Raw genomic sequence first — 24657 nt, 5'->3', positions numbered from 1 at the left:
GTCGCCTGCGCCGCGCTGCGCCGTGCCACGCTAGCGTACCTCGCCCGCCCGCATCCCAAAAAAAACGCCGAGGGCGCCCGCATCAGGGGCGCCCTCGGCGCAGAAGTGGCCTTTCTCGCCCCTAGGCGAAGGCGTAGAGATCCCGCGTCGCCTCCTGGAAGGCAGCGTAGAGGTCGGCGGCGATGGCCTCGTCCTCCACGAGCTCGAAGGCGGCGGGCTGGCCCTCCTCGTCCAGCTCCACGACCTCCAGCAGAACCACCTCGCCCGACGAGAGCGCCGGGGCGTCCTCCTCCACGGGGAAGAAGAATCCGTAGCTCCGCTCCCCGTCGATCAGGAGCCCGAGGAACTCGAGGGTGACGGCGTCGCCCTTCTCATCCTCGAGCTGGATGGTGACGCCCTCCTCGACCGGCGGGCAGAAGTTGGGGGCGCTCCCCTCGCGTACCGTGGCCATCTGGCTACCTCCCGTGGTTCTTGCGCGGGTTCTTGGATCCCGTGCGCTTGGACTGCTTGGACGCGCCGCCCTTAGGCGAGGCGGGCTTGGCCGCGCGGGCCGCCCCCTCCTCGGCGGCTTGCGCGGCGGCCTTCGCGGCCTTGCGCTCAGCGCGCTCGGCAGCCGCCGCCTTGGCCTGGTCAGCCTCGATGCGCGCCAGCGGCACCTGGGCGATGGCGGGCGAGCCGGCGTGGTCGAACTCGAAGCGGCCGACCTCGGTACCGTACTTCTTCTGCAGCTTGGCGTAGCGCGGCTCGCGCGTCTTCCACAGGCAGTAGAGCGGCGTGGCGATGGCGATGGACGAGTAGGAGCCGGCGATGAGGCCGATCACCATGGCGAAGGCGAAGTCCTTGAGCGTCTCGCCGCCGAACAGGAGCATGGCGAGCACGGGGATGAGCGAGGTGAGCGTCGTGTTGATGGTGCGCAGGAACACCTGGTTGATGGAGTGGTTGGCCATGGTCATGAAGGTGCAGCGAATGTTCTCGCCCTTCATGTTGTCGTTGATGCGATGGAACACCACCACCGTGTCGTAGAGCGAGTAGCCCAGGATGGTGAGCAGCGCGGCAATGGTGTTGGGGTTGATCTCGCGGCCCACGAGCGCGTAGATGCCCACCACCAGGATGAGGTCGTGGAACAGCGCCACCACGGCCATGACGCCCATCTTGTACTCGAAGCGGAAGCCGATGTAGATGATGATGAGCACGATGGACACGAGGAACGCGATGAGCGAGGACTGGATGACGCTGGCGCCCCAGTCAGGGCCGATGGTGGTCACCTCGAAGGAGCTGGTGGACAGCCCGAGCGCGTCGGCCACGGCGTTGGCGTGGGCGGTGGCGTCCTCGGCCGAGGTGGTGGTGGTGCGCACGAGAAAACCGCTCTCGCCGCTGGACTGGGTGGTCTGGATGACAGCGTCCGGCTCGCCGGCGTCGTCGAAGGCCGTGCGCATCTGCTCGGTGGTCACGTCCCCGGTGCCGTGGAAGGCGATGGAGGTGCCGCCCACGAACTCGATGCCGAAGTTCAGGCCGCGCAGGCCCACCACCGCCAGACACAGCGCCATGGCCACGGCGGCCGCGGTGAGCAGCACCTTGCGGTAGCCGAGGAAGTTGATGTCGTGCTTGATGAAGCGGCCCTTGACCTTGTCCACGGCCACGGCGGCCACCTCGGCGGCCTCACCGCCGCGACGGGCGGCCACCGCGGTGGCCTCGGCCTCGTCCATCTGGTCGGCCGTCTCGGCCGCGGCCACATCCACGCCCTCGGCTGCGGCGAGCGCCCCGTAGCGGCGCGCCGCCTCCTCGGAGTCGCGCACGCCCCAGAAGCCGGGGTTCTTGGCAATGGCGCCGGGGGCCAGCAGGCGGATGAGAGGCGCCTTGAACAGCACCATCATCACGATGTCGCAGATGATGCCGAGGGCGAGCGTCAGGCCGAAGCCCTTGACCGACGCGCTCGCCAGGAAGAACAGCGACAGCGCCGACACCATGGTCACCAGGTCGGCGTCAATGGAGGTGAAGATGGCGTGCTTCACGCCGGTGAGGGACGCGGCGCGCACGGAGCGGCCCATGCGTATCTCCTCGCGGAAGCGCTCGAGGGTGAGGATGGACGAGTCGGCTGCCATACCGATGGTCAGCACGATGCCGGCGATGCCCGCCAGCGACAGGCTGAACAGCCCGAAGGCCGAAAGCGCCGCCAGGATGCCCAGGTAGAGCACGGCAAACACCACCATGGCCGCCGCCGTGATGAGGCCCAGGCCGTGGTAGAAGAACAGCAGGTAGAGCATGACGATGGCCAGGCCGATGAGGGCCACGACGACGCCGGAGGCGAGGGCCTCCTGGCCGAGGGTGGGGCCCACCACCTGGGACTGGGCGTACTCGAAGCTCACGGGCAGCGAGCCGGACTCGAGCACCGTCTGGAGCGCCTTGGCCTCGTCGAGGGTGTAGTTGCCGGTGATCTGCACGTTGCCGTCGGGAATCTCGCTCTGGACGGCCGGGGCCGACTGCACCTCGTTATCGAGGATGATGACGATGCGGCCCTTGGTGGGGGCGAGCTCCTTGGTGCACTCGGCGAAGGCCGTCGCGCCCTTGGAGTCGAGGGTGATGTTCACGGCGTAGTCCGACGACGTCTCGCTCGCGCGGCCCACCTGGACGCGCGTGATCTCATCGCCGGTGACGATGGGCGTGTAGGTGCCCGGCTCCACCTCGAGCACCTCGGGCTTGCCCGAGGGGAAGGAGTTGCCGAAGCTGTCGGTGATGGTGCCTTCCTGGCCGAAGTTGCCGCTCTCGATGGCCGACTTCACGCTCTCGTCGGTGAAGCTGTCGAGCGGGGCGAACTCGAGCGAGCCGGTCTTGCCGATGGTGGCGAGCGCCTCCTCGGTGTCCGACAGGCCGGGGATCTGCACGAGGATCTGGTCGGTGCCCTGGAGCTGCACCGTGGCCTCGGACGCGCCGAGCGCGTTCACGCGGCTCTCGATGATGGAGCGGCTGGCCTCCATGTCCTCCGGCGTGATGGCGCTGCCGTCGTCGGTCTTGGCGGTGAGCACCACCGACAGGCCGCCGCGGATGTCGAGGCCCTGGTTGATCTTCTCGTTGGGCGGGGTGAACAGAACCGCCGAGACCACCACGAGCAGGGTGGTGAGGATGAGCAGCCAGAGGTTGCGGCGGTTGGCGTTATGACCCGGCTTCTTCTTGACAGTGCGTTCGAGCGCCATGGGGCAGACCTTCCTTGCATATCGCTTCGCGCGCACCCGACGCGGCGGCCGGGGGCGCCCATGAAAACAGGCGCGAATCGCGCCTGCGGTTTAACTTGTTTATTTTGCCACAAAACCGCAGCATTGCACCCCGGTACGGGCAGTTTATCCACTCATGCGGAAAAAACCGCCCTCACGCGCCAACGCAGCGGGCAAAGCTGCTCATTTTCGACGACTTTGCGACGCTTCGGGGCAACTGAGCGCTCCCGGAAGGGGGCTCGCGACAGCCCGGATGGGCGAACAACCGAATTTCCGATACGAACGCGCGGACGACCTCTTCTGGCCCGGCCGAGCTGTCGCAAAGTCGTGAAAAGTGCACCGTTTCGGCACGCGGGCGGCGTCCTAGTAGTCCTTCACGCCGGGACCGGCCATCCACGCGGCGTAGAACTCCTCGTAGGCGCCGGCCAGCACGGCCTCACGCGCGCGGGCCATGAGGTCGATGAGGAAGTGCAGGTTGTGCACCGACAGCAGGATGGCGCCGAGCATCTCGTCCTGCTTGACGAGGTGGCGCAGGTAGGCGCGCGAGTGGGTCTGGCAGGTGGGGCAGGTGCACGCAGGGTCGAGCGGGCCGAAGTCGGCCTTGTACTTGGCGTTGCGCAGGTTCATGCGCCCCGTGCTGGAGAACGCCGTGCCCATGCGGGCCGTGCGGGTAGGCAGCACGCAGTCGAACAGGTCGACGCCCTCGCGCACGGCGCGCACGAGGGTGGTGGGGTTGCCCACGCCCATGAGGTAGCGCGGCCGGTCCTCCGGCAGCGCCCGGGCCACCTCGCCTAGCGTCTCGAACATCACGTCGTGCTCCTCGCCCACCGAGTAGCCGCCGATGCCAAAGCCCCCGAAGCGGCGCCCGCCCGCGGCAAGGGACTCCTCCTCGATGGCGCGCAGGCGGCGCACCGACTCGAGCCGCAGGTCGAGGTGCATGCCGCCCTGGACGATGCCGAAGAGCGTCTGGTCGGGCCGCTGGTGGGCCGCCAGGCAGCGGGCCGCCCAGGCGCTCGAGAGATCCACGGCGCGGGCCACGAACTCACGTGTAGCCGGGTAGGGCGGGCACTGGTCGAGCTGCATGGCGATGTCCGCGCCGATGAGCTCCTGGATACGCATGTTGCCCTCCGGCGTCCAACGCACCTTCGCCCCGTCGTAGATGGAGCGGAAGCTCACGCCGTCGTCGTCGAGCTTGCGCGTGTCGGCCAGCGAGAAGATCTGGAAGCCGCCCGAGTCGGTGAGCATGGGGCCGTCGTAGGCCATGAAGGAGTGGATGCCGCCAGCCGCCGCCACGAGCTCGGCGCCGGGGCGCTGGGAGAGGTGGTAGGTGTTGGCGAGCACCACCTGGGCGCCCAGGTCGCGCAGCTGGGAGGGCATGACGCCCTTGACCGTGGCCGACGTGCCCACGGGCATGAACAGGGGGGTGCGAAAGGAGCCGTGGGCCGTCTCGTAGGTGAGGGCGCGGGCATGCCCGCTCGTGGCGTCGCAGGAGCAGTCGAAGAGGGCCATGGCGATCACGCCCCCTGCACGTCGAGGCCACCGTGGGACGTGGCGTCCTCGGCCACGGCCGCCGCCTTGGCCGTCGCGGCCGCGCGGTCGATCTCGCCCACCGCGTTGGCGGCGAAGGCCTCCTCCATCGCCTCGTGGGCGATCGGGCCGCGCTCGATGGGGCCGGCCGGCCTCGCGCAGGGCGGCAGCGCAGCCGCCCACTGCTCGAACTCGGCCAGGCTGCCGTGGCGCACGGTGTCCAGGTCATAGCCCACCGGGTCGAGCAGGCAGTCGGTCACCAGGTAGGCGTCCACGCCCAGGTCGAGGAAGGCGAGGTCCTCCACGGTGTTGTTGCCCACCATGAGCACGTCGGCGCCGGCCACGCCCATCGCGGCCAGGTTCTCGGCATAGTAGGTCTGGCGCGGCTTGACCGACTTCGAGTTCTCGTAGCTCGTGATGCGCTCGAAGGCAGACGGGTCGGCGCCGGCCCACTCCAGGCGGTGCTCCACCGCGCGACGCGGGAACATGGGCATGGTGGTGAGCACGAGCGGATAGCCCTTCTCGCGCAGCGTCGCCAGCACGCGCCCGGCTGCGGGATTGCCCGCGAAGCCATCGCCGATGTGCGCGAAGTCGCCTTCGTAGAACGCGGAGAGCAGCTCTTCCCAGTCGGCGGCGTCGGGATCGACGTGGGTGAGGAACTCATCCCAGAAGGCCTGGGCGTTGGTGCGGTCGTCGTCGTGGACGGCCATGGCGCGAGTACCCGCCTTCAGGCCGACGGCGAAGGTCTCGCCGTCGAGGCCGCGCTCCACGACGAAGCGGGTGAGGCGGCTGAAGTAGGCGTTCATGAACTCGTCGATGTCCATGGGAAGGAGCGTGCCGTCCAAATCGAAGCAGATGGCGCGGTAGGCACGGGGGGTCTCGGGCATGGTTCCTCCTGGGGAGGTAGCGGTCGGTCAGTCGGCGCGGCACGCGAAGGCGTGACGTGAGGTCGCGCGGCGGGCGGATGCCTCGCGCGGTGGGCGCGCGGGCGGGCTCGCGAGCGTCATGGTAGTATAGCGCCCATGACGAACGCATCCGCAAAACCGACGAAAACGCTACTCCACGCCTGCTGCGGCCCCTGCTCGCTCGAGCCGGTGCGCATCCTGCGCGAGGAGGGCGTCGAGCCCGTCGTCTTCTACGCCAACTCCAACATCCACCCAGCTGACGAGTACGCCCGGCGTCGTGACGCCCTGGCCGGCTGGGCCGCGCGCCAAGGGCTCGCGGTAGTCGAGGCCCCCTACGACCCGGCGTCCTGGGAGGACGCGGTCGGGCGCGTGGGGGACGCGGCGCGGGAGCGCTTCGGCGTCATCGTCCACGAGGCGCAGCCGGCACGTCCGGGAAACGAGGGCCCCGAAACCGCACGACGCGCGACGATCGATGCCGACGGGAAGCCGGGCGCCGCCAGCGCGGACGGTGCCGGCGAGGCGGGAGGCGCCTCCGAGACGGACGCGCGTGACGCCGGCGCCGATGCGGCCGAGCGGGCGCGCCAGGCGCGCTGCCGGGCCTGCTACCGCCTGCGCTTCGAGGAGGCGGCGGCCTATGCGGCAGCCCACGGCTTCGACGCGCTGGGGACGACGCTCTCGGTGAGCCCCTACCAGTACACCGCCGTCATCCACGAGGAGCTTGCGCGCGCCTGCGCCCGCGCCGGCATCGCCGCGCGCTTCGATGACTGGCGCCCCTACTACGACGAGGCCACGCGCCGCTCGCGCGAAGAGGGCCTCTACCGCCAGAACTACTGCGGCTGCCGCTTCTCCGACGAGGAGGCCGCCGCCGAGCGAGCCCTGCGCAAGGCCGCCCGCGCCGCAAAGCGAGCAGCCGAGCGCGACGCCCATGCCGCCGAGCATGCGGCCGCCGAGGAGCAGCGGGCCGCGCGTCGCGCCGAGAAGGAGGCCTACGCCGCCAAGCGGGCCCGTCAGCGCGCGGCACTCAAGGCCCTGCGCGCCCAGGGCGGCGCGGCATCCGGTGACGATCCCGCCAAGCCCGACGCCCGCTGACCCCGCGCGCCGCATCCCGGCGCCGCCCCGTTCCGCTAACCGAGGAAGGAACCCCATGAGAACCGCCGACTTCGACTACGACCTGCCCGAGGAGCTCATCGCCCAGGAGCCCGCCGCCGTGCGCGACCGGTGCCGCCTGCTCGTGATGGATCGCGCCACCGGCGCCCTTGAGGACCGCGTCTTCTGCGACATCGCCGACTACCTGCGCCCGGGCGATGTGCTGGTGGCCAACGAGACCCGCGTCATGCCTGCGCGCCTGCTGGGAGCCAAGCGCGGCACGGGCGGGGCGGCCGAGGTGTTCCTGCTCCGCGAGACGGGAGGCCCCGAGCCGCGCACCAACCGCGTGGCCTTCTGGGAGGTGCTCGTGCGCCCGGGCAAGCGCCTGAAGCCGGGCAGCGGCGCGGTGGTTGACTTCACCGACGCCGGAGGGCAGGTGGCGCTCTCGGCCGAGATCATCGACTGGGCCCCGGGGGGCCAGAAGGGCGAGCGCGTCGCGCGGCTCTCCACCCCGCTCGCCTCCCTCGACGAGGCGCTCCACGCCGTGGGCCACACGCCCCTGCCGCCCTACATCCGCGACTACGCCGGCGACGAGGAGCTCTACCAGACCGTCTACTCCCGTCGCGAGAGCTCGGCGGCCGCCCCCACGGCAGGGCTCCACTTCACCCCGGGGCTGATCGAGGCCCTCAAGGCCCAGGGCGTCGAGTGGGCCACCGTCGAGCTGGAGGTGGGGCTTGACACCTTCCGCGTGGTGGACGAGGACGACCCGGCCGACCACGCCATCCACACCGAGTTCTACACGGTGCCGCCGGCCACGGTGGAGGCGGTGGAGCGCTGCCACGAGCGCGGGGGCCGCGTGTTCGCCGTGGGCACCACGTCGGTGCGCTCCCTCGAGAGCGCCTGGAACGCCGAGGCCGGCGCCCTGCGGCCGCGTGAGCGCGAGGCCACCTCGCTCTACATCCTGCCTGGCTATGAGTTCCACGTGGTGGACGGCCTCGTCACCAACTTCCACGTGCCCAAATCCACCCTCATGATGCTCGTATCGGCTTTCTCGTCCCGCGAGCGCATCCTCGCCGCCTACGCCCATGCCGTGGAGGAGCGCTATCGCCTCCTCTCCTTCGGCGACGCCATGCTCATCCGCTAGCTCGCCTTCCCGGCAGAACAAAAGGGGCTCCCGTGCGGGAGCCCCTTGAGCGTTTGGGTAAAACGACGCGACTTTTTACAGACGCACGACGTTGCTGGCCTGCAGCTTGCCGTTCTGACCAGTGGTCACGTCAAAGGAGACGGCAGCGCCCTCGTCGAGCGTCTTGAAGCCGTCCATCTTGATCTCGGAGAAGTGGACGAAGAGATCCTCGCCGTCGCTCTGAGAGATGAAGCCGTAGCCCTTCTCCGGGTTAAACCACTTAACAGTACCTTCCGCCATGTTAATCCTCTTTTCTCTCCCCTCTTGCATTGGGGAGTAGCCATACAGACCCTCAAAATGATGACCTGCCCGCTTTCATTTTGAAAGCACGGGCTTTACTATACGCCTTTTCAATGCGGTTCGCGGTGAGGATTCCGCTCAGCGAACGCTTTTTTTCCAAACTGTAAGAAAAGGGCGTGCCCCTCTCGGGAAAACGGGGGCAAAGAAGCTGATTTTCCTCTGCTGAACTGGCCTTTTACTTAAAGCTAACTTCAAAGATCATCGCAGTGAATACTTAGGAAAACAAAGAGATGATCCCGTGCCGAACGTGCTGTCGGTGGGCACGCGACAGGCCCCAGCAGCGCCGCCTCGGCCGCAGGCGAGGATGCTAGCAGAAGGCGGTGGTTCGGGCGAGGAAGGCCTCCATGGAGGAGGGCGCGGCCGGGTCGACGCCGAGGTCGTGGCCCCAGGCATCGGCGATGGCCCGCGCCTGCGCCTCCCGCAGGGCCGCGAGGTCCGCCTCCCCCGCCTCGGCCCGGTAGCGCGACGCGAGCATGAGGCTGCGCGCGAGGTACTCGGTCACGTGCGGGTCGACCCCCGTCACCGTAAGCACCGACGCGATGGACTCCGGCGCCAGCGCGAGCAGCACCTCTCCGTCCATCTCCACCGCCTCGCCTACCGCGGCCTCGAGCATGGCTGCCGCCCCGCGCGGGTCGCGCAGCCCGGTTGCCCGCTCCATGGAGCGCCGGATGGCCGCGGCGAACTCGGCCAGCAGCCGCATGAGGTAATCCTGCTCGAACACGGCTAGGCCACCCCCTCGGGGGCAATGAGGCCCAGATGCTCCCAAGCGCGCGCCGTAGCCTGACGCCCCTTGGGGGTGCGCACCATGAGCCCCTGCTGCATGAGGTAGGGCTCGTAGACGTCCTCCACCGAGTCCGGATCCTCCGACAGGGCCGACGAAAGCGTGGTGAGGCCCACGGGGCGGCCCGAGAACTGCACGCAGAGCAGCTCGAGGATGCGATTGTCCACCGCGTCGAGACCCAAGTCGTCCACCTCGAAGAACGACAGCGCCTGAGCGGCCACGTCCTCGGTGATGGCGCCGTCCCCGCGCACCTGCGCCCAGTCGCGCACGCGCTTGAGCAGGCGGTTGGCCAAGCGCGGCGTGCCGCGGCTGCGGCGGGCTATCTCGAGCGCGCCCTCCTCCTCTATGTCCACCCCTAGGATGGAGGCCGAGCGGCGCACGATAGAGGCCAGCTCCTCGGGCGTGTAGTAGGCCAGCCGGAAGGCGATGCCGAAGCGGTCGCGCAAAGGCCCGGTGAGCAGCCCCGTGCGCGTGGTGGCCCCGATGAGCGTGAAGCGGGGGATGTCGAGTCGGATGGAGCGCGCGGCCGGTCCCTTGCCTACCACGATGTCGAGCGCGAAGTCCTCGAGCGCCGGGTAGAGCACCTCCTCCACCATGCGGTTGAGACGGTGGATCTCGTCGATGAACAGGACGTCGCCTTCCTCCAGGTTGGTGAGGATGGCGGCCAGGTCGCCCGTGCGCTCGATGGCCGGGCCGCTCGTGGTGCGGATGGAGGCCCCCACCTCGTTGGCCACCACCTGCGCGAGCGTGGTCTTGCCCAGGCCCGGCGGGCCCGAGAACAGGATGTGATCCACCACGTCCCCGCGGCCGCGGGCCGCCTCGATGAGGATGGCGAGGGACTCCTTCACCTTGGCCTGGCCGAGGTAGTCGCCCAGGCGCTTGGGGCGCAGCGAGCGATCGAGGGCAAGATCGTCCTCGATCAAATCGGCGCTGACGGCGCGCTCGCGCGCGGCCAGGCGCCCCGCCAGGGCGTCCCGGTCGTCGTCACCCGCCTCGAACACAAGGCCCTCTATCTCGATGTCAGATCCCATGGCAACCTATCAGCTTCCCAGACGCTTGAGGGCATATTGTAGCAGGGCGGCCTCGGTGGCGCCCTCGGGGGCGCCCTTGAGGGCCAGCTCGGCCTCGGCGGAGGTGAAGCCCATGGAGAGCAGCGCCTCGGTAGCGCCCTTGAGGCGCTCGTCGATGATCGCAGCCGGATCCTCCGAGCGGCCGAAGAGTCCTTCGATCCCCTGGTCGAGCGAGCCCTTAAGCTCGAGGATGATGCGCTGGGCCGTCTTCTTCCCCACGCCGGGGATCTTCTGCACGAGGGCCACGTCCTGCGAGGCTATGGCATCGGCAAGCGCGCCCGCCGAGAACGTGGAGAGCGCCGCGAGCGCCACCTTAGGCCCCACGCCCGACACCGCGATGAGGCGCTCGAACAGGGCCTTCTCCTCCTCGGAGAGAAAGCCGTAGAGGGCGATGCCGCTCTCGGACACCTGGAGGTAGGTGAGGATGCTCACCTCCTCGCCGAGGCCCGGCAACCTGGAGAGGCTCGCCTGGGACAAGGCGACGCCGTAGCCGACGCCCCCGACGTCCACCACCACGCCCTGGGCGGACTTCGCCGCCAGCGCTCCCCTGAGAAACGCGATCATGACCGTGCCTCCTCCCTTTCCCGCAGGGCGGCCGCCTGCCGCCTGCCGGCATCGTCGGCCGCGACGGCTGCCGCGACCGCCTGGTCGTAGCGCGCGGCGGCACGGGCGAAGCCCTCGTGAGTGCTGTAGCAGATGGCCGCCGCCAAGGCGTCGGCCGCGTGATCGGGCGAGGGCGGCTCGGGCAGCCGCAGCAGCTGGCCTACCATGTACTGAACCTGCTCCTTCTCGGCCGCGCCGGTGCCCACAATGGCGAGCTTGATCTGGCTGGGCGAGAACTCCCCCACCTCAAGCCCGCCCTCCGCGCAGGCCACGAGCGCCGCCCCGCGGGCCTGGCCCGTGCCGAAGGCGGCGGTGACGTTGGTGCCGAACCACACCGTCTCGATGCCGACGCAGGTGGGGCGGAACCGGCGCACCACGGCGCCGATCTGGTCGTGCACCTTCAGCAGCCGCCGGCTCAGCGCATCGGCCGCAGACGTGGTCACGCAGCCGTAGGCCACGCAGGCCAGCCGAGGGCCGTCCTGGGACACCACCCCCCAGCCCGTGTGGGCCAGGCCAGGGTCGATGCCGAGTATGATGCGCTGGGTCCGTGACACGAGGGCCCGCCTTCCTCTTCCGAATAAGCGGGCCCTATGATAGAACATATGTTTGTTTGATGCAAGGGGGATTCCCCGGGAAATCACAGGAACGTCTCGGGCTCCCGACGCACGGCGCAGTTCTCCTGGAGCAGGTGGGCCATGCCGTCGATGGGGGTGTCCGCATAGGTCTTGGCGGCTTCCGGGCACGCCTTCACGCAGGCGCAGCAGCTGATGCAGCGCTCGTCCACGCGTCGTACGTCCACCGGGTCGATGGCAGCCATGGGGCACACGTGCGCGCAGACGCCGCAGTCGGTGCAAGCGTCGGTGGTAGCGGGCGTGAAGGGCAGGTCGGCCCGGTACTCGGTGTAGGGGCGGTTGCCGCGCAGCTCGGGCGCCGACCGCTCGCCAGCGCCCAGCTTGGCCGCCACTGCCGCGCCGAAGGCCACGGCGGCCTCCACATCGGCCGCATCGGGGCGGTCGGTGCCCACGAGGCGCGAGAACGAGTGCTCGCCGACGAAGGCGCCCGCCGCGACCACCGCGAAGCCCGCATCATCCAGGAGGTCGGCCATCTCCACGAGCGCGTCGTCGAAGTCACGGTTGCCGTAGACGGCCACCGGCACGGCGGCCGCGCCACCGCCCTTGACGTTCGCCAGCAGCTCGGCCAGCACGCGGGGCACGCGGCCAGCGTAGACGGGATAGCCGATCACGGCCACGTCCCCCTCCGCCAGCTCCAGGCTGAAGTCCGCGCGGGCCTCCGGCTTGGTCAGGTCGATGTCGAGCGCCTCGGCGCCCAGCTCGGCCATGCCCTCGGCCACGGCGAGCGCCGTGGTGCGGCTCGTGTGCGTGGGGCTGAAGTAGATGACCGCGAGCTTCCCCTCCATGGATCCCTCCCTCCCGGGCGGCCTGCGCCGCCCTCGTCTTCTCCGGTTTCCCCATTGTACGCCCGGCCTCGCCAGGCAGCCAGGCGGCGCGCCGGAAAAGCACGGCGCCCGGGGCACAGGCCCCGGGCGCCGATACGTCCCGCGAATACCAGGCGGGCTACTCGTCGAGCGCCGCGGCGATCTCGTCGGTGATGTCCATGGTGTGGTAGACGCTCTGCAGGTCCTCGAGCTCCTCGAGCTTGTCGATAAGGCGCATGACCTTCTTGGCGTCGGACACGGAGACGGCGGTGGGAGTGGTGGGCTCCATGGTCATCTCGGCGCCCTTGGTCTCGATGCCCTGCTCCTCGAGGGCCTTCTTGACGGCCATGAGGTCGGTGGGGACGGTGTAGACGATCCACTCGTCCTCGGCGTCCTCGTAGTCATCGCCGCCGGCCTCGGCCACGGCGAGCATGAACTCCTCCTCGTCGGCCGCGGCGCCGTTGGGGCCGATGGGGTTCTTCTTGTCGCCGGTCTCCACCTGCTTGGGGACGACGATCTGGCCCTTGCGCTCGAACTGGAACGCCACGGAGCCGGAGGTGCCCAGGCTGCCGCCCGCGTGGGAGAAGGCGCTGCGCACGTCGGCGGCGGTGCGGTTGCGGTTGTCGGTCAGCGCCTCGCAGTACACCGCGACGCCAGCCGGGCCGTAGCCCTCATAGACGACCGTCTCGTAGTTGGCGGCGTCCTTGCCGCTTCCGAAAGCCTTGTCGATGGCCGTCTTGATCTTGTCCTTGGGCAGAGAGTAGCCCTTGGCCTTCTCGATGGCGGCGGCCAGCGAGGCGTTGTTGTCGGGGTTGGGGTCGCCGCCCTCCTTCGCCGCCACGGTGATGTTGCGCGACAGCTTGGAGAAGAGGGCCGAGCGCTTAGCGTCCTGCGCGGCCTTGCGGTGCTTGGTGGTTGCCCATTTTGAATGCCCTGACATATACGATCCTTCCGAAGGGGTAGATTCCAGCCGTCTATATTAGCACAGGCCAGGCAGCCGGGACGGTTTTTCTCAGGAAGCACGCCTAGCGGATCTGGACGACGTACATCACGTTGGTGGGGGTGGTGCCGTGATAGGCGCTGCCGAGGAGCTCCTCGGGGCTCGTATCAGGATCGCCCGCGGTGAACACCGCCAGGTCGCCCGGGGCCACGAAGCCGCGCTCCATGATGGCCACGCGCGCCTGGTCGATGACCTGGCGCATGTCGCCGTGCACGTCGTCATGCAGGGGCGTCACGCCCCAGGAGAGCTGCATCTGCCGCATGACGCGCGGAGACGGCGTCACCGCGTAGATGGGCATGCGCGGGCGCAGGTTGGAGATGAGGCGCGCCGTGCGCCCGGACATGGTGGGCGCCACGATGCAGGCGGCGCCGAGCGTCTCAGCCGTCTGCACGGCGGCCAGGCCCACGGCCATCGACACGCGGGCATGGGTGCGCTCGCGGTCGGGAAAGCGCTCGTCGAACAGACGCGGCTCGGTCTCCTCGGCTATCTCGACCATGGTGCGCACGGCCTCGATCGGATACTTCCCCATGGCCGTCTCGCCCGAGAGCATCACGCAGTCGGTGCCGTCGTAGATGGCGTTGGCCACGTCGGCCACCTCCGCGCGGGTGGGGCGCGGGTTGCGGATCATCGAGTCGAGCATCTGGGTGGCCGTGATGACCGGCTTGGACTCGCGGTTGCACGCGCGGATGATCTTCTTCTGGATGTGCGGCACCTTGTGCTCGGGCACCTCCACGCCCAGGTCTCCCCGAGCCACCATCACGCCGTCGGCCTCCTGGATGATGGAGTCGATGTTGCGCACGGCATCCGCGTTCTCCACCTTGGCGATGACGCGGATGTCGCCGCCCCCGTTGGCGGCCAAGAAGTCGCGAATCTCGCGCACGCCGGCGCCGTCGCGGATGAAGGAGGCGGCCACGTAGTCCACCCCCTGATCGATGCCGAAGAGCAGATCAGCGCGGTCCTTGTCGGTCACGGCAGGCAGCGGCACGGACACGCCGGGCACGTTGACCGACTTGCGCTCGCCGAGGACGCCCGCGTTCTCCACGGTGCAGAAGACGTCGGGGCCCTCCACCGACTCGACCCGAAGGCCGATGAGGCCGTCGTCGAGCAGGACGAGGTCGCCCGGCGCCACGCAGCCCGGCAGCTCGGGCGCCGACTGGCTCACGCGAAAGGAGTTGCCCTCCACCTCGTCGGCGGTGAGGATGAGCGGGTCTCCCGCGGCCAGGCGCACCGGCGCGCCGCCGGCGAGCCGGCCCGTGCGGATCTCGGGGCCCTTGGTGTCGAGCATGACGGCCGTCGGCGCGCCGAGCGCCTGGCGGACGCGGCGGATGCGCTCGATGCGCTCCGCGTGCTCGGCGTGGGAGCCGTGCGAGAAGTTGAGCCGCGCCACGTCCATGCCGGCGCGGATGAGGGCGGAAAGCGTCTCCTCGTCGTCCACGGCCGGGCCCATGGTGCAGATGATCTTCGTGCGCTTGGTCATGGCGCTCCCCTTCCCAACGGCATCTCGCGCCCGGGCGGGCGCGCTTGGGGCCATCATAGCAAGAAGCGCCCCGCAGGTTTCCCCGCGGGGCCAAACGCAGCAGGTTGGTTACCTTGGGCACGTCGCGAGGCCGCGCGGGGCGTGTCAGGCAGGCGCCGCCATGATCGGGACGGCCCGGGTGCCGGGGCGAGCAGCCCGCCGCTGGCGCCCTAGGCCTCCTCGCGCAGCCACAGGCCCGTCTTGCCGCCGTCCTTCTTGAGCAGGCGCACGTCCATGATCTCCATGCCGCGGTCCACCGCCTTGCACATGTCGTAGACGGTCAGGCACGCCACGGACGCCGCCGTAAGCGCCTCCATCTCGATACCGGTCTTGCCGGTGACGCCGCAGGTGGTGGTCACGTGGATGCCCACGCGCCCGTCAGCCCGCTCGCCCGCGCCCACCGCCGCGCACTCCACCTTCGCCTTGGTGATGTTGAGCGGGTGGCACATGGGGATGAGCTCGCTCGTGCGCTTGGCGGCCATGACGCCGGCCACGCGCGCGCAGGCCAGCACGTCGCCCTTGGCGGCGGCGCCGGTGGTGATGAGCTCCAAGGTGGCCGGGTTCATGGCGATGAAGCCCTCGGCCACGGCCACGCGCTCGGTGTCGGCCTTCTGCGATACGTCCACCATGCGCACGTCGCCCTGCTCGTCGATGTGGGTCAGCTGCTGGTCGGTCATGGTCTCTCTCCTCGTAATCTTCATGGCAGCGTGGTACAATGCGTTCGCCGGCGAAGCCCGTCCGTGGTGAAACGGGGGGCGGGCGACGCAGGTCTAGGAATGAAGTGACCGATGCCCGTCGGTCACTTTTTTTCTCCCTTCGTCATCCGTTATCGCTTATATTCCTTCCACAGCATGAGCACGAACCCCGCTATGGTTGCCAATGCGGCAAGGGCATAAAGGATTTCAAGAACCATGTTCATAGGCGCCACCTCCTTCGAGAAGAGGCGTCACCCGCAATCGGACTTCGCCGGCGCGGGCCATGCTAGCACAGCCCGCGAATGACCTTGTAAACCGGCGTTTACGTTTTCCTCTTTTTCCTTCTTATCCCCCGATCTGGGACATGCCGCGCTCGGTGCCCACCTTGTCGTGGTGCTCGTCGGGCTTGGCGCCGAGGGCCTCCCTGAGGACGGCGCGCACCGCCTCCTCGCCGCCGTCGCGCAGGGCCGCGCGCACGTCGAACTCCTCGTCGGAGAACAGGCAGGGGCGGATCTTGCCGTCAGCCGTCATGCGCAGGCGGTTGCACTCGCTGCAGAAGTGGCGCGACAGCGGCGAGATGAAGCCGACCGTGCCCTGCGCCCCGGGGAACTGGAAGTAGCGCGCCGGCCCCCAGCCCACGGGCTTGGAGCCGCCGGCGGGCACGAGCGCGGGCAGGCCGGCGGCCGCGGCCCGCTCGTTGATGAGGTCGAACAGCTCCTCGCTGGGGATGACGTCCTTCTTGCCCCAGCCGCAGCCGTCCACGCCGGCCGAGTCGCCCACGGGCATGTACTCGATGAAGCGCACGTGGAGCGGCCGGTCGATGGAGAGCCGCGCGAAGGCGAGGAATTCCTGGTCGAGGCTCTTCACCGTGACGGCGTTCACCTTCACGGGGTTGAGCCCGGCCGCAAGCGCCGCGTCGATGCCGGCCAGCGCGTCGTCGAGGTTGCCGCAGCGCGTGACCATGCGGAACTGCTCGGCGTCGAGCGTGTCGAGCGAGATGTTCACGCGCGAGAGACCCGCCGCCTTCAGGTCGTCGACCATCTGGGGCAAGAGCACGCCGTTGGTGGTCATGGAGACGTTCTCGATGCCGGGCATGGCGCAGATGGAGCGCACGAGGCCCACCACCCCCTTGCGCACGAGCGGCTCGCCGCCGGTGAGGCGCACGTTCTTGATGCCGAGCCCCGCGGCGATGCGCACGAGCTCCTCGATCTCCTCGATGCGGAGTATGTCGTCGTGGCTCATCTGCGTCACGCCGTCAGCGGGCATGCAGTAGATGCAGCGGAAGTTGCAGCGGTCGGTCAGCGACAGCCGCAGGTAGTCGATGGTCCTGCCATGGGCGTCCTTCATGGGGCACCCTCCGTTCTCCGCGTCGGCCGACCGGGGCACGGGGCCCGGCCTGCCCGCCGCCCCGAAGGCGGCGCTCCTCGTTTTCTGGCGGTATTATACACGACCGAGTACAAAGAAATGACGCGACGGGGCGGCCGCGGCGCAAGGCGGCGACCCAACTTGGGGCAGGTGCCGCGCGCCCACGCCCCAAGGCGCCCGCGGCGCGAGGCGGCCCGTCGCGAACCGGTGCCGCGCGAGGCGGCCCGCAGCCCTCCCCTAGCGCGTCACCAGGTACACGCGGTCGGCGGGGATGCGCACCCACAGCTCATCGCCGCGCCGGGGCAGGTCGGCCGCCGCGGCGCCGGCGGGCTTCGCCACGCGCCAGAACAGGTGCTGGTGCAGGTAGGTCATCTCGTTGAGGGCGGCCTCGACGGCAGGCGAGCCCTCCTCGCGGTCGACGAAGCCCAGCAGCGCCATGCGCTCGAAGCGCGCGTCGCTCACGCGATCCACCCGCACGCGGAAGCAGTTGGGGCCGGGGCCGTCCGCGGCCTCGACGTACTGGGCGCGCACGCCGAGGAACCGCACGTCATCAGGCACCGGCTGGGCGGTCGCGAGCGTGATGCCCCACTTCGGCAGGCGCACGCGGTGCTCGCCCGCGCGCTCGGCCGGGGTGGCGTTCTTGCAGCCCGAGAGCTTGAGCGCCGCCTCGGACTGGGGACGGTTGACCAGATCGTCGCCGGTGTCGAGCTCAAGGATCCGCCCTGCCTCCACCACCGCGATGCGGTCGCAGAACCGCAGCGCCTCGTCGATGTCGTGGCTCACGTAGAGCACGGTGCCGCCGAACGCGTCGAACAGGCTTGTCAGGTTCTGCTCGAGCACGCCCTTCAGGTGCGCGTCGAGCGCGCTGAACGGCTCGTCGAGCATGAGGATGCCGGGCCGCGCGGCCAGCATGCGCGCGAGCGCCACGCGCTGCTGCTGGCCGCCCGAGAGCTGCGAGGGGTAGCGCTGGCCGAACCCGCGCAGGCCGAACCGCTCCAGCTCCTCGCTCACGATGCGTTCACGCTCGGCGCGCGGCACGTCGCGCCCGATGCCCGCCGCGACGTTGCCCGCCACGGTGAGGTTGGGAAACAGCATGTAGTTCTGGAACAGGAGCGCCGTCTTGCGCTGCTGGGGCGTCAGGTTCACCCGCGCCTCGGAGTCGAAGAACACGCGCCCGTTCACCACGATGCGCCCCTCGTCCGGCGTCTCGATGCCGGCGATGCAGCGCAGCGTGAGGCTCTTGCCGCAGCCCGACGCGCCGAGGAACCCGAGCGCCTCGTCCCCCGCCGAGAAGGCCACGTCAAGCGTGAACGCGCCGAACGACTTGCGGATGTCCACCTCCAGGCTCATCGCGTGCCCCCTTCCTCGCCCGCCGTCGCGAGCGCCTCGGCCGCCGGCGCGTCGCCCGCGCTCGGGCGCCGGCCGTTGCGGCGCGGCTTGGGCGACTTGCCGTCAGCGCGCGGGGCGCGCCGGTACTTGGTGGTATGGCGGCTCCACAAGTTGATGAACAGGATGACCACGAAGCTGAACACGATGAGCGTGATGGTCCAGAACCAGGTGGCCGCCTGGTTTCCGTTCATCCACTCGAAGTAGATGGCGATGGGGATGGTGCGCGTGGATCCCAGCTGGTTGCCGGCCAGGAACAGCGTGCAGCCGAACTCGCCGAGGGCGCGGGCGAAGGCGAGCACCGTGCCCGCCGCGATGGATGACCACGCAAGCGGCAGCATGAGCCGGAAGAAGATGCGTGCGTTGGACCAGCCTAGGGTACGGGCGGCGTCCAGCATGTTGGGGTCGAGGTTCTCAAAGGCCCCGCGCGCGCTGCGGTACATGAGCGGAAAGGCCACCACCACCGCGGCGATCACCGTGGCCTGCCAGCTGAACACGAGCGGAAAGCCCACGTCGATGAAGAACTGCCCGAGCGCCGTGTTGCGCCCCAGCAGCATGAGCAGCAGAAAGCCGCACACCGTGGGCGGCAGCACCATGGGGATGGTGAACAGGGTGTCGAGCACATCCTGGGCACGGCTTGAGATGCGCATGGTGAGGTAGGCTGCCGCGAGCCCGAGCACGAACACGATGAGGATGGCGGTGCCCGACGTCTTGAGGGTGATCCACAAAGGCGACCAGTCGAGGGTGTCCAGGAAGGCGCGCAGCTCATCGACCGGGCCGCCCGCCTGGGCGATGACCGCCTCCTGCGCGTCTACGAGCTCGCAGGCGTCGAGGTTGCCGGGATCCACCGCCTCCGACACGTCCTGCCCCTCGGGCCCGGCGATGGTGACGTAGAAGCGCCCGGGCTTGAGCTCCTGGTCGAAGGAGAACACCGCACCCTCCACCTCGAAGACGGGCTCGTCGGTGAAGTGCCATTCCTCGCGCTGGGACAGGCGCAGGTTGCCAGCGGCCTGGCCGTCGTCGAGCGGCACGAGGAAGGCGCGCAGCACGGCCTGGTCGGCGGGGTCGTCCACGTCGATGCCGAAGCGCTCGGCCGTGGCGCGGGGCACGTAGACCACCGCGTAGCCGGCGGTGTTGACGGCCGTCACCTGATCAGGCGCGTCAAGCAGGTAGGCATAGCCGCGATAGGCGCCGTCAACGGCGCGATTCGAGCCCACCTGGATGCGGGAGAAGCCGGCTACGGCGAAGTCGCAGCCCTCCATGCGTGCGGCGTCGCCATCGGCTGAGACCTCCACCGGGCCGGGCGCCTCGGCGCCTTCCGCCGGCGTGGCGGCAGCCGCGGGCTCGTCGGCCCAGGCGCGCTCCGGCGCGGGCGCACCTGGGGCGAAGCCAGCGCCCCCGAGCACGACCGCGAGCGCGAGCGCGGCGAGCAGCGCCCCCGTTCCCGCCAGAAGGCGGGCTCCCCTGCGTCTTTCCATGAACGTCCCTTCACGTAAAAGGAGGACGGGACGCCCCTCGCGACCCGTCCTCCGTATTATTCCAGAACGAGGATCATTCCGTAAGCCCCTCGGCTAGGCCAGCTCGAAGCCCCACTTCTGCCAGATCTTCGCGCAGTCCTCGTCGGTCATGCACCACTCGAGGAAGGCCTGAGCCGCCTCAGCGTGCTCAGACCCGCTGCACACCGCGCCGGGATACTGGATCTTCTTATGGGTGTCGCCCGGCACCACCGAGACGATCTCCACGCCGCCCATGCGGTACACGTCAGAGCTGTACACGAGCGCGAGGTCCACGTCCCCCGTCTCGGCGTACTTGCACACATCGCCCACCTTCGCGCCCAGCGTGACGAGAGGCGCGAGCACCTCGGAGAACTGGCCGCCCTTGCCCGTGGCGTCCGGGCCCGTCTTGCCGTCAGGTTCGATGTAGCCGCCTACCGTGGTGAGCGCCTGGCAGGCGTAGTTGCCGGCAGGGACGGCCTCATCGCCGATCGAGACGGTGTAGGCGCCGCCGGCGATGTCGGCCAAGGTGACGTCCTTGCCCACGAGCGGGCCGCCCTCCTTGGTGACGATCACGAGGTCGTTGAGGAACAGGGTCTCGCGCGTGGCCTCGTCGACGTAGCCCCTCTCCACCGCGGCGTCCATGGTGCCGGCGGAGGCGGAGATGAGCACGTCGGCGTACTGGCCGGCGCCGAGCATCTCGTTGAGCGTGCCCGAGGCCTCGTACTGCGTGTCGGCGAAGGTGACGCCGGGGTTCTGCTCGGAGTAGAGCGCCTGGGCCTCGGCCATGGCCTTGGTGAGCGAGTTGGCCGCGAACACCTGCAGCTCCACCTGCTCGGCGGGCTGCTGGGCGGACGGCTGGCCTTGGGCGTCTCCGTCCTTCTCGTCCGCCGCGCCGCCAGTCGAGCAGCCGGCGAGGGCCAGCGCCCCCGCGAGCGCCAGGGCAGCAGCCGCCGCCACGATCCGCGTCTTTCTCATGGTGCCTCCTTCATCCGGTTTTATCGCCTGCGGCAATCCTAAGCTGCCAGGTGAGCGATCGGTCTGAGGCCTATATTATTCTCCAATGAGTATAGAGTCAAAGAAAATTATATTTTGGTGAGAATAATTAAGGCGGATGACCGACGGCCTCGAGCGCGGCGGCGAGGCGCCCTTTGGAGCCCGCCGCCTCCCTTTCGCCCGCAACTGGCGCGGAAAAAGCGGCAGCGAGCCCCTCTGGCACCAGGCGAGGGCAAGGCGTGCGCCGCCAAGTCGGCGGGCAGGGAAGGCTCGCCCTACCCGAGCGGGATCATGCGAGCGCTCATGTCGAGGGGGGCGGCGCTGAAGGGGGCCGTGGTGGCCAAGCCGTCCACGCCGGTGGCGGCGTAGGCGCCGGCGTTGGCGGGGTTGATGCCGCCGGCTGCCACCAGGGTGAGGCGCTCGTCGATGCCGCGCAGCTCGGCGACGAGGGCGGCCAGCTCATCGACGGGCACCTTGTCGAGCTGGATGCCGTCCACGCCGGCGCGCGCCAGGACGCGAGCCTGGTCGGCATCGGCCTCCACGAACAGCTTCTTCTCGATGCACCGGCGGCGAATGGCCGGCAGCTGCTCGACGAAGGCGTCGAAGCCGCCGGTGAACGCCAGGTGGTGGTCGAAGACGAGCACCGTCTCGGAGAGCCCGAGCCGGTGCGGAAACGCGCCGCCGGCCATGACCGCCGCGGTCAGCAGATCCTTGGCGCCGGGCAGCGACTTGCGCGTGGTGAGCACCTCGCAGGCCGGGTTGGCCGCATGGGCGGCATCTACCATGGCGCGCGTCTTGGTGGCCACGGCCGACAGGTGGTCGAGCACGTTGAGCCCCGCCTTCCACAAGAGATGCAGCCCACTCGCAGGGCCGGTGGCGGCCATGAGCGTCTCGCCGGCGGCGGCGCGCTCGCCGGGGGCGCGCACGAGGGAGACGGCAAGTCCGAGGGCGGCGGCCTCGGCGGCCACCACGTCGGTGCCGGCCACGACGCAGTCCTCGCGCGTGAAGTACTCCAGGCGGCCCGGCGCGTCCCCGACGCCCAGGACGGTGCTGGTCAAATCGATATAGGGCACATCCTCGGCGATGAGCTCGTCGATGCGCGCGCGGGAGAAGCGGACGGTCATGGCGTTCCTTTCTGCGGTGCGGCCTTTCTCGTCACCAGGGTAGCGAATCGAGCGCGCGCTGGCAAAGGAGGGGCGGGGTGATAGGGGGCACGCAGGGCCGTGCCGGGTGACGGGCATGCGGCGGAGGGGGGGCGGGCGGCGGCCGGGGGGCGTTGCCCGCGACAGCCTTCCTGGGCCGCCGCCCCCCCTTGGGCCGCCGCTCCCGACAGGGCCGTCGCCCATCGGGCTCCCGCTCTCGGCAGGCCGCCCCCCTGAGCCGCCCCCCTGCCCCGTTGCTCCCGGCAGGGCCGTCGCCTCCCCCGGGCTTCCGCTCTCGGCAGGCCCCCTGGGCCGCCCCCCCCTGTCCCGTTGTTCCCGGCAAGGCCGCCGCTGGTCCTCCCCCCCCGTCCGAAACGCAAAGGGGCCGTCCCGGTTGGGACGGCCCCTCGGTCTCGCTGCTCGTGCAGGCAGGCGCGCCGTCAGATCAGACGCTTGGCGAAGGTGGGGTGAAAGTACTCCATCGACTGGACGCGCACGCCCTTGCCGCGGCCGGCGGCGTGAACGTAGTTGCCGTCGCCCACGTAGACGGCCACGTGGTAGACGCCCGAGCCACGGCCCCAGAACAGCAGGTCACCCGGCAGGAGGCTGTCCAGGGAGACCGAGGTGCCCACGCCGGACTGGGCCGCCGCCGTGCGCGGCAGCTCGATGCCGAGCGCCGTGCGGAACACATACGACGTGAATCCGGAGCAGTCGAAGCCACGGGGCGTGGTGCCGCCGTAGGAGTAAGGAGCGCCCTGGTGGGACAGGGCCTCGGCGAGCACCGCGTCCACCTTGGCCGCACGGGCGGCCTCGACGCCGATGGCCTCGAGGTGCGCGGTGTAGGCGCCCATCTCCTGGGCGGACTGCTCGTTGACGACCGTGGCGGTGAGGGCGGCCAGGGCGTGCCCGAACGCGGCATCGCGGTTGTCGTCAGCCGCATCAGAGCCCTCGCCCTCGGGGTCATCTGGGACGTCAGGAGCGGCCTCGGGGCCAGGGACGACCTCGACGATTGCAGGCTCGTCGGCGAAGGCGGGCGCCGGAGCCGCGGCCAGGCCGAGCGTGAGCGCCAAGGCGAGCCCGGCAGCAGCAGCGAGGCTGCGCAGGGCCGGTCGGCCCGTGGCCGGAGCAGACGCGCCCGCAGCGTGCCCGAGCGGGGCGGTCGCACTGCCGCCGGGGCCCATCAGGGTGTGCGAGGCCACCGCATCGCGAGATGCGGCCTTGCAGGTCAGGTTAGGCTGAATCAAGGAGATTCCTTTGAACGGGCCCGCGCTTCCAGCGCGCCTTGCGGGCAGCTTGATGCCGTCTCCCGGGCAGGGCCGGCGGGAGCGACTCGGGTGACCGCATGGCTCGCGAAGGCGGCGCGAGCAGGATCGCGACAAGCCCGTACGGCTCGACGGCGACCGCGCGTTCAACAGTTCGGAACGGCGGAGGAGGGGCGGTGACCCTTCGGCTCCGTGAAGGTTACGGCAGGGCAACGCAGGCGCGCAACCACCCCGGCGCCCTCTCCACAGCTTCGCCGCCGGTGCTTCGCAACTCCTTCATTCATGACCGGTTCGCTCGGTTTTCGCCCATCGCTGGCAAAAACTGCACAGTTTTGACGACTTTGCGACAGCCTTGGAGCGACCCAGACGTCTATCGCCTGGAAAAGCCCTGGTCGCCAACGGCAGCCCCGCAGCAGAGGTAGCCCCTCTTCTGGAAAACCACCCTCCAGAAGCCCGAAAGCGTCACAAACTCGAAAAAACTGTGCAGTTTTCCCCGATTGCCTGAAATTGCGCGGGTTTTCCGGCGAAAAAGCGTGCGTTTGGGAAGGCGAGCCCCTAGAATCCCTCCGTGAAAATCGTCTTTTGTAAACATACGGCTCTGTTTTTGCTCCGCCTGTCTTCCACGCAGGCGCCCGTCCCTGCGTCAGGCCAGCGCTACGCACCCGTGCCCTCGGCCCCGCTGATCGCAAGCCGTGTGCGCGAGAACCCCCTCTTCGACCAGTGCCCCCGACCCCTCCACGTCCTCGCCCTCGACCACCGCCGCCCGCGCCCAACCGACGAGATCGTCTTCCACACCTGGTCGGCCAGGATCACCCCGCGCCGACTCGCCGAGCCCTTCGAAGGACTCTGTTGCCTGGGGCCTGAGCTCACCCTCCTGCACCTTGCCACGAGTCTTCACCCCCTCGCCCTGCTGATGCTCGCCCACGAGCTATGCGGCCGCTATCGCATCTGCCAGGACCCACCGGGCTTCTTCGAGGCCGAGCCGCTCACCAGCACTCGCCGCCTCTCCGCGCTCGTCGAGGCGAGCGCCGGGGTGCCCGGGGCCAAGCCGCTGCGCACGCTGCTCCCCTACCTGAGCGAGAATGCCCGCTCCCCCATGGAGTCGGCCGTCGCGCTCATGGTGGGCCTGCCGCAGCGGCTCGGCGGACTCGGGCTGCCGAGGCCGACCCTGAACCAGCGCATCAGTCCCGGGCGCCGGGGCCGGGCGGCGACCTCGGCGCACTTCTACGACTGCGACCTGTTCTGGCCCCAGGCGCGTCTGGCCCTCGAGTATGACAGCGACCTCTGCCACACGGGAGCCGACCGCCTCAACAGCGATGCGGCCCGGCGCACGGCGCTGCTCGCCCTGGGCATCACGGTGGTCACGGCCACGCGCGACCAGATCTATCGGCCCCGCCAGTTCCGCCAGCTCGAAACGACTCTGCGCCGTCAGCTCGGCGTGCGACGGCAGGTCCGCTGCGCCGATTTCGAGCGTCGGCAGGAGAAACTGCGCCGCTACGCCCTGGGCACAGGGCTCAGGCCGGGAACGCCGGAGCACTTCGTGCGATTCGGCCGCTAGGATGCGGGGCGCCGGGAACAGGGGTAGGCCGAGGCGGGAAAAAGGCGCTACAGCAGGCGCCGGGGCCGGGGGCAAGGCCGGGCTGGGGCGGCGCACGCTGGGGCCGGGCGGCGGGGCGGCGCGCCGCGGGCCTAAACCGGGGCGA

General features: G+C 69.7%; 22 protein-coding genes. 3 read left to right on the top strand and 19 right to left on the bottom strand.

The annotated features are described in order from the left end of the window. Positions 1 to 121: 121 nt before the first annotated feature. From D1643_RS03390 to D1643_RS03375, 4 genes are all read right to left on the bottom strand, one after another. Positions 122 to 451, bottom strand: a complete 330-nt coding sequence (locus D1643_RS03390) for a DUF1292 domain-containing protein (RefSeq protein WP_160708648.1) — start codon at positions 449 to 451, stop codon at positions 122 to 124. A 4-nt stretch (positions 452 to 455) separates the two neighbouring features. Next, positions 456 to 3191 (bottom strand): protein translocase subunit SecD, encoded by a 2736-nt coding sequence (gene secD, locus D1643_RS03385; RefSeq protein ID WP_160708646.1) that lies wholly within the window; start codon positions 3189 to 3191, stop codon positions 456 to 458. 381 nt (positions 3192 to 3572) lie between these two features. Beyond that, positions 3573 to 4718 carry a tRNA guanosine(34) transglycosylase Tgt gene (tgt, locus tag D1643_RS03380; protein WP_160708644.1) on the bottom strand — a complete coding sequence of 382 codons (1146 nt, stop codon included), beginning with the start codon at positions 4716 to 4718 and terminating at the stop codon, positions 3573 to 3575. 5 nt (positions 4719 to 4723) lie between these two features. Next, positions 4724 to 5623 (bottom strand): HAD family hydrolase, encoded by a 900-nt coding sequence (locus D1643_RS03375; protein ID WP_160708642.1) that lies wholly within the window; start codon positions 5621 to 5623, stop codon positions 4724 to 4726. Positions 5624 to 5758: 135 nt separating this feature from the next. On the opposite strand from D1643_RS03375, the gene D1643_RS03370 reads away from it, so the two are divergent. Together D1643_RS03370 and queA are read left to right on the top strand one after the other, a co-directional pair. Further along, on the top strand, positions 5759 to 6730 hold the full coding sequence (locus D1643_RS03370; protein WP_236643347.1) for an epoxyqueuosine reductase QueH: 972 nt from the start codon (positions 5759 to 5761) through the stop codon (positions 6728 to 6730). Positions 6731 to 6785: 55 nt separating this feature from the next. Continuing rightward, entirely contained in the window at positions 6786 to 7871 is a 1086-nt protein-coding gene (queA, locus tag D1643_RS03365; RefSeq protein WP_160708640.1) for a tRNA preQ1(34) S-adenosylmethionine ribosyltransferase-isomerase QueA, read from the top strand. A gap of 75 nt (positions 7872 to 7946) precedes the next feature. Here the strand turns inward: queA and D1643_RS03360 are convergent, their stop codons facing one another. The 15 genes from D1643_RS03360 to D1643_RS03290 form a co-directional block, all read right to left on the bottom strand. Beyond that, positions 7947 to 8150 carry a cold-shock protein gene (locus D1643_RS03360; protein WP_160708638.1) on the bottom strand — a complete coding sequence of 68 codons (204 nt, stop codon included), beginning with the start codon at positions 8148 to 8150 and terminating at the stop codon, positions 7947 to 7949. A 367-nt stretch (positions 8151 to 8517) separates the two neighbouring features. Next, positions 8518 to 8931, bottom strand: a complete 414-nt coding sequence (locus D1643_RS03355; RefSeq protein WP_160708636.1) for a hypothetical protein — start codon at positions 8929 to 8931, stop codon at positions 8518 to 8520. Positions 8932 to 8933: 2 nt separating this feature from the next. Further along, positions 8934 to 10022 carry a Holliday junction branch migration DNA helicase RuvB gene (gene ruvB / locus D1643_RS03350; protein WP_160708634.1) on the bottom strand — a complete coding sequence of 363 codons (1089 nt, stop codon included), beginning with the start codon at positions 10020 to 10022 and terminating at the stop codon, positions 8934 to 8936. Positions 10023 to 10031: 9 nt separating this feature from the next. After that, on the bottom strand, positions 10032 to 10625 hold the full coding sequence (ruvA, locus tag D1643_RS03345; RefSeq protein WP_160708632.1) for a Holliday junction branch migration protein RuvA: 594 nt from the start codon (positions 10623 to 10625) through the stop codon (positions 10032 to 10034). After that, on the bottom strand, positions 10622 to 11218 hold the full coding sequence (gene ruvC / locus D1643_RS03340) for a crossover junction endodeoxyribonuclease RuvC (RefSeq protein ID WP_160708630.1): 597 nt from the start codon (positions 11216 to 11218) through the stop codon (positions 10622 to 10624). Before ruvC ends, ruvA begins: the two co-directional genes overlap by 4 nt. A gap of 83 nt (positions 11219 to 11301) precedes the next feature. Further along, complete coding sequence (locus D1643_RS03335) at positions 11302 to 12081, bottom strand: 4Fe-4S binding protein (RefSeq protein WP_160708628.1); 780 nt, start codon at positions 12079 to 12081, stop codon at positions 11302 to 11304. Between the two features lie 157 nt (positions 12082 to 12238). Then, the gene (locus D1643_RS03330) at positions 12239 to 13039 is read right to left on the bottom strand and encodes a YebC/PmpR family DNA-binding transcriptional regulator (RefSeq protein ID WP_160708626.1); all 801 of its coding nucleotides are present in this window, start codon (positions 13037 to 13039) and stop codon (positions 12239 to 12241) included. An 85-nt stretch (positions 13040 to 13124) separates the two neighbouring features. After that, entirely contained in the window at positions 13125 to 14576 is a 1452-nt protein-coding gene (gene pyk / locus D1643_RS03325) for a pyruvate kinase (protein WP_160708624.1), read from the bottom strand. A gap of 209 nt (positions 14577 to 14785) precedes the next feature. Next, positions 14786 to 15292 (bottom strand): cyclic pyranopterin monophosphate synthase MoaC, encoded by a 507-nt coding sequence (gene moaC, locus D1643_RS03320; RefSeq protein ID WP_160708622.1) that lies wholly within the window; start codon positions 15290 to 15292, stop codon positions 14786 to 14788. Positions 15293 to 15655: 363 nt separating this feature from the next. After that, positions 15656 to 16657, bottom strand: a complete 1002-nt coding sequence (gene moaA, locus D1643_RS03315; protein WP_160708620.1) for a GTP 3',8-cyclase MoaA — start codon at positions 16655 to 16657, stop codon at positions 15656 to 15658. 255 nt (positions 16658 to 16912) lie between these two features. Next, positions 16913 to 18025: a sulfate/molybdate ABC transporter ATP-binding protein gene (locus D1643_RS03310; protein WP_160708618.1), complete on the bottom strand. Its 1113-nt coding sequence runs from the start codon at positions 18023 to 18025 to the stop codon at positions 16913 to 16915. Then, a complete protein-coding gene (modB, locus tag D1643_RS03305) occupies positions 18022 to 19539 on the bottom strand; it encodes a molybdate ABC transporter permease subunit (protein ID WP_160708616.1) in 1518 nt (505 codons plus the stop codon). The genes D1643_RS03310 and modB overlap by 4 nt, the downstream gene beginning before the upstream one ends. A 93-nt stretch (positions 19540 to 19632) precedes the next feature. Then, positions 19633 to 20532, bottom strand: coding sequence for a molybdate ABC transporter substrate-binding protein (modA, locus tag D1643_RS03300; RefSeq protein ID WP_160708614.1), 900 nt, complete (start codon positions 20530 to 20532; stop codon positions 19633 to 19635). Positions 20533 to 20825: 293 nt separating this feature from the next. After that, positions 20826 to 21674, bottom strand: coding sequence for a ModD protein (gene modD, locus D1643_RS03295; protein WP_160708612.1), 849 nt, complete (start codon positions 21672 to 21674; stop codon positions 20826 to 20828). A gap of 458 nt (positions 21675 to 22132) precedes the next feature. After that, on the bottom strand, positions 22133 to 22936 hold the full coding sequence (locus tag D1643_RS03290) for a C40 family peptidase (protein ID WP_160708610.1): 804 nt from the start codon (positions 22934 to 22936) through the stop codon (positions 22133 to 22135). A 586-nt stretch (positions 22937 to 23522) separates the two neighbouring features. Here D1643_RS03290 and D1643_RS03285 point away from each other — a divergent pair. Next, the gene (locus D1643_RS03285) at positions 23523 to 24512 is read left to right on the top strand and encodes a hypothetical protein (protein WP_160708608.1); all 990 of its coding nucleotides are present in this window, start codon (positions 23523 to 23525) and stop codon (positions 24510 to 24512) included. Positions 24513 to 24657: the final 145 nt, after the last annotated feature.

The sequence above is a fragment of the Enterorhabdus sp. P55 genome (assembly GCF_009911695.1).
Lineage (GTDB): Bacteria > Actinomycetota > Coriobacteriia > Coriobacteriales > Eggerthellaceae > Enterorhabdus.
Note: the sequence above shows the minus strand (reverse complement) of the source record. Positions and strands in the feature narration are given on the sequence as shown.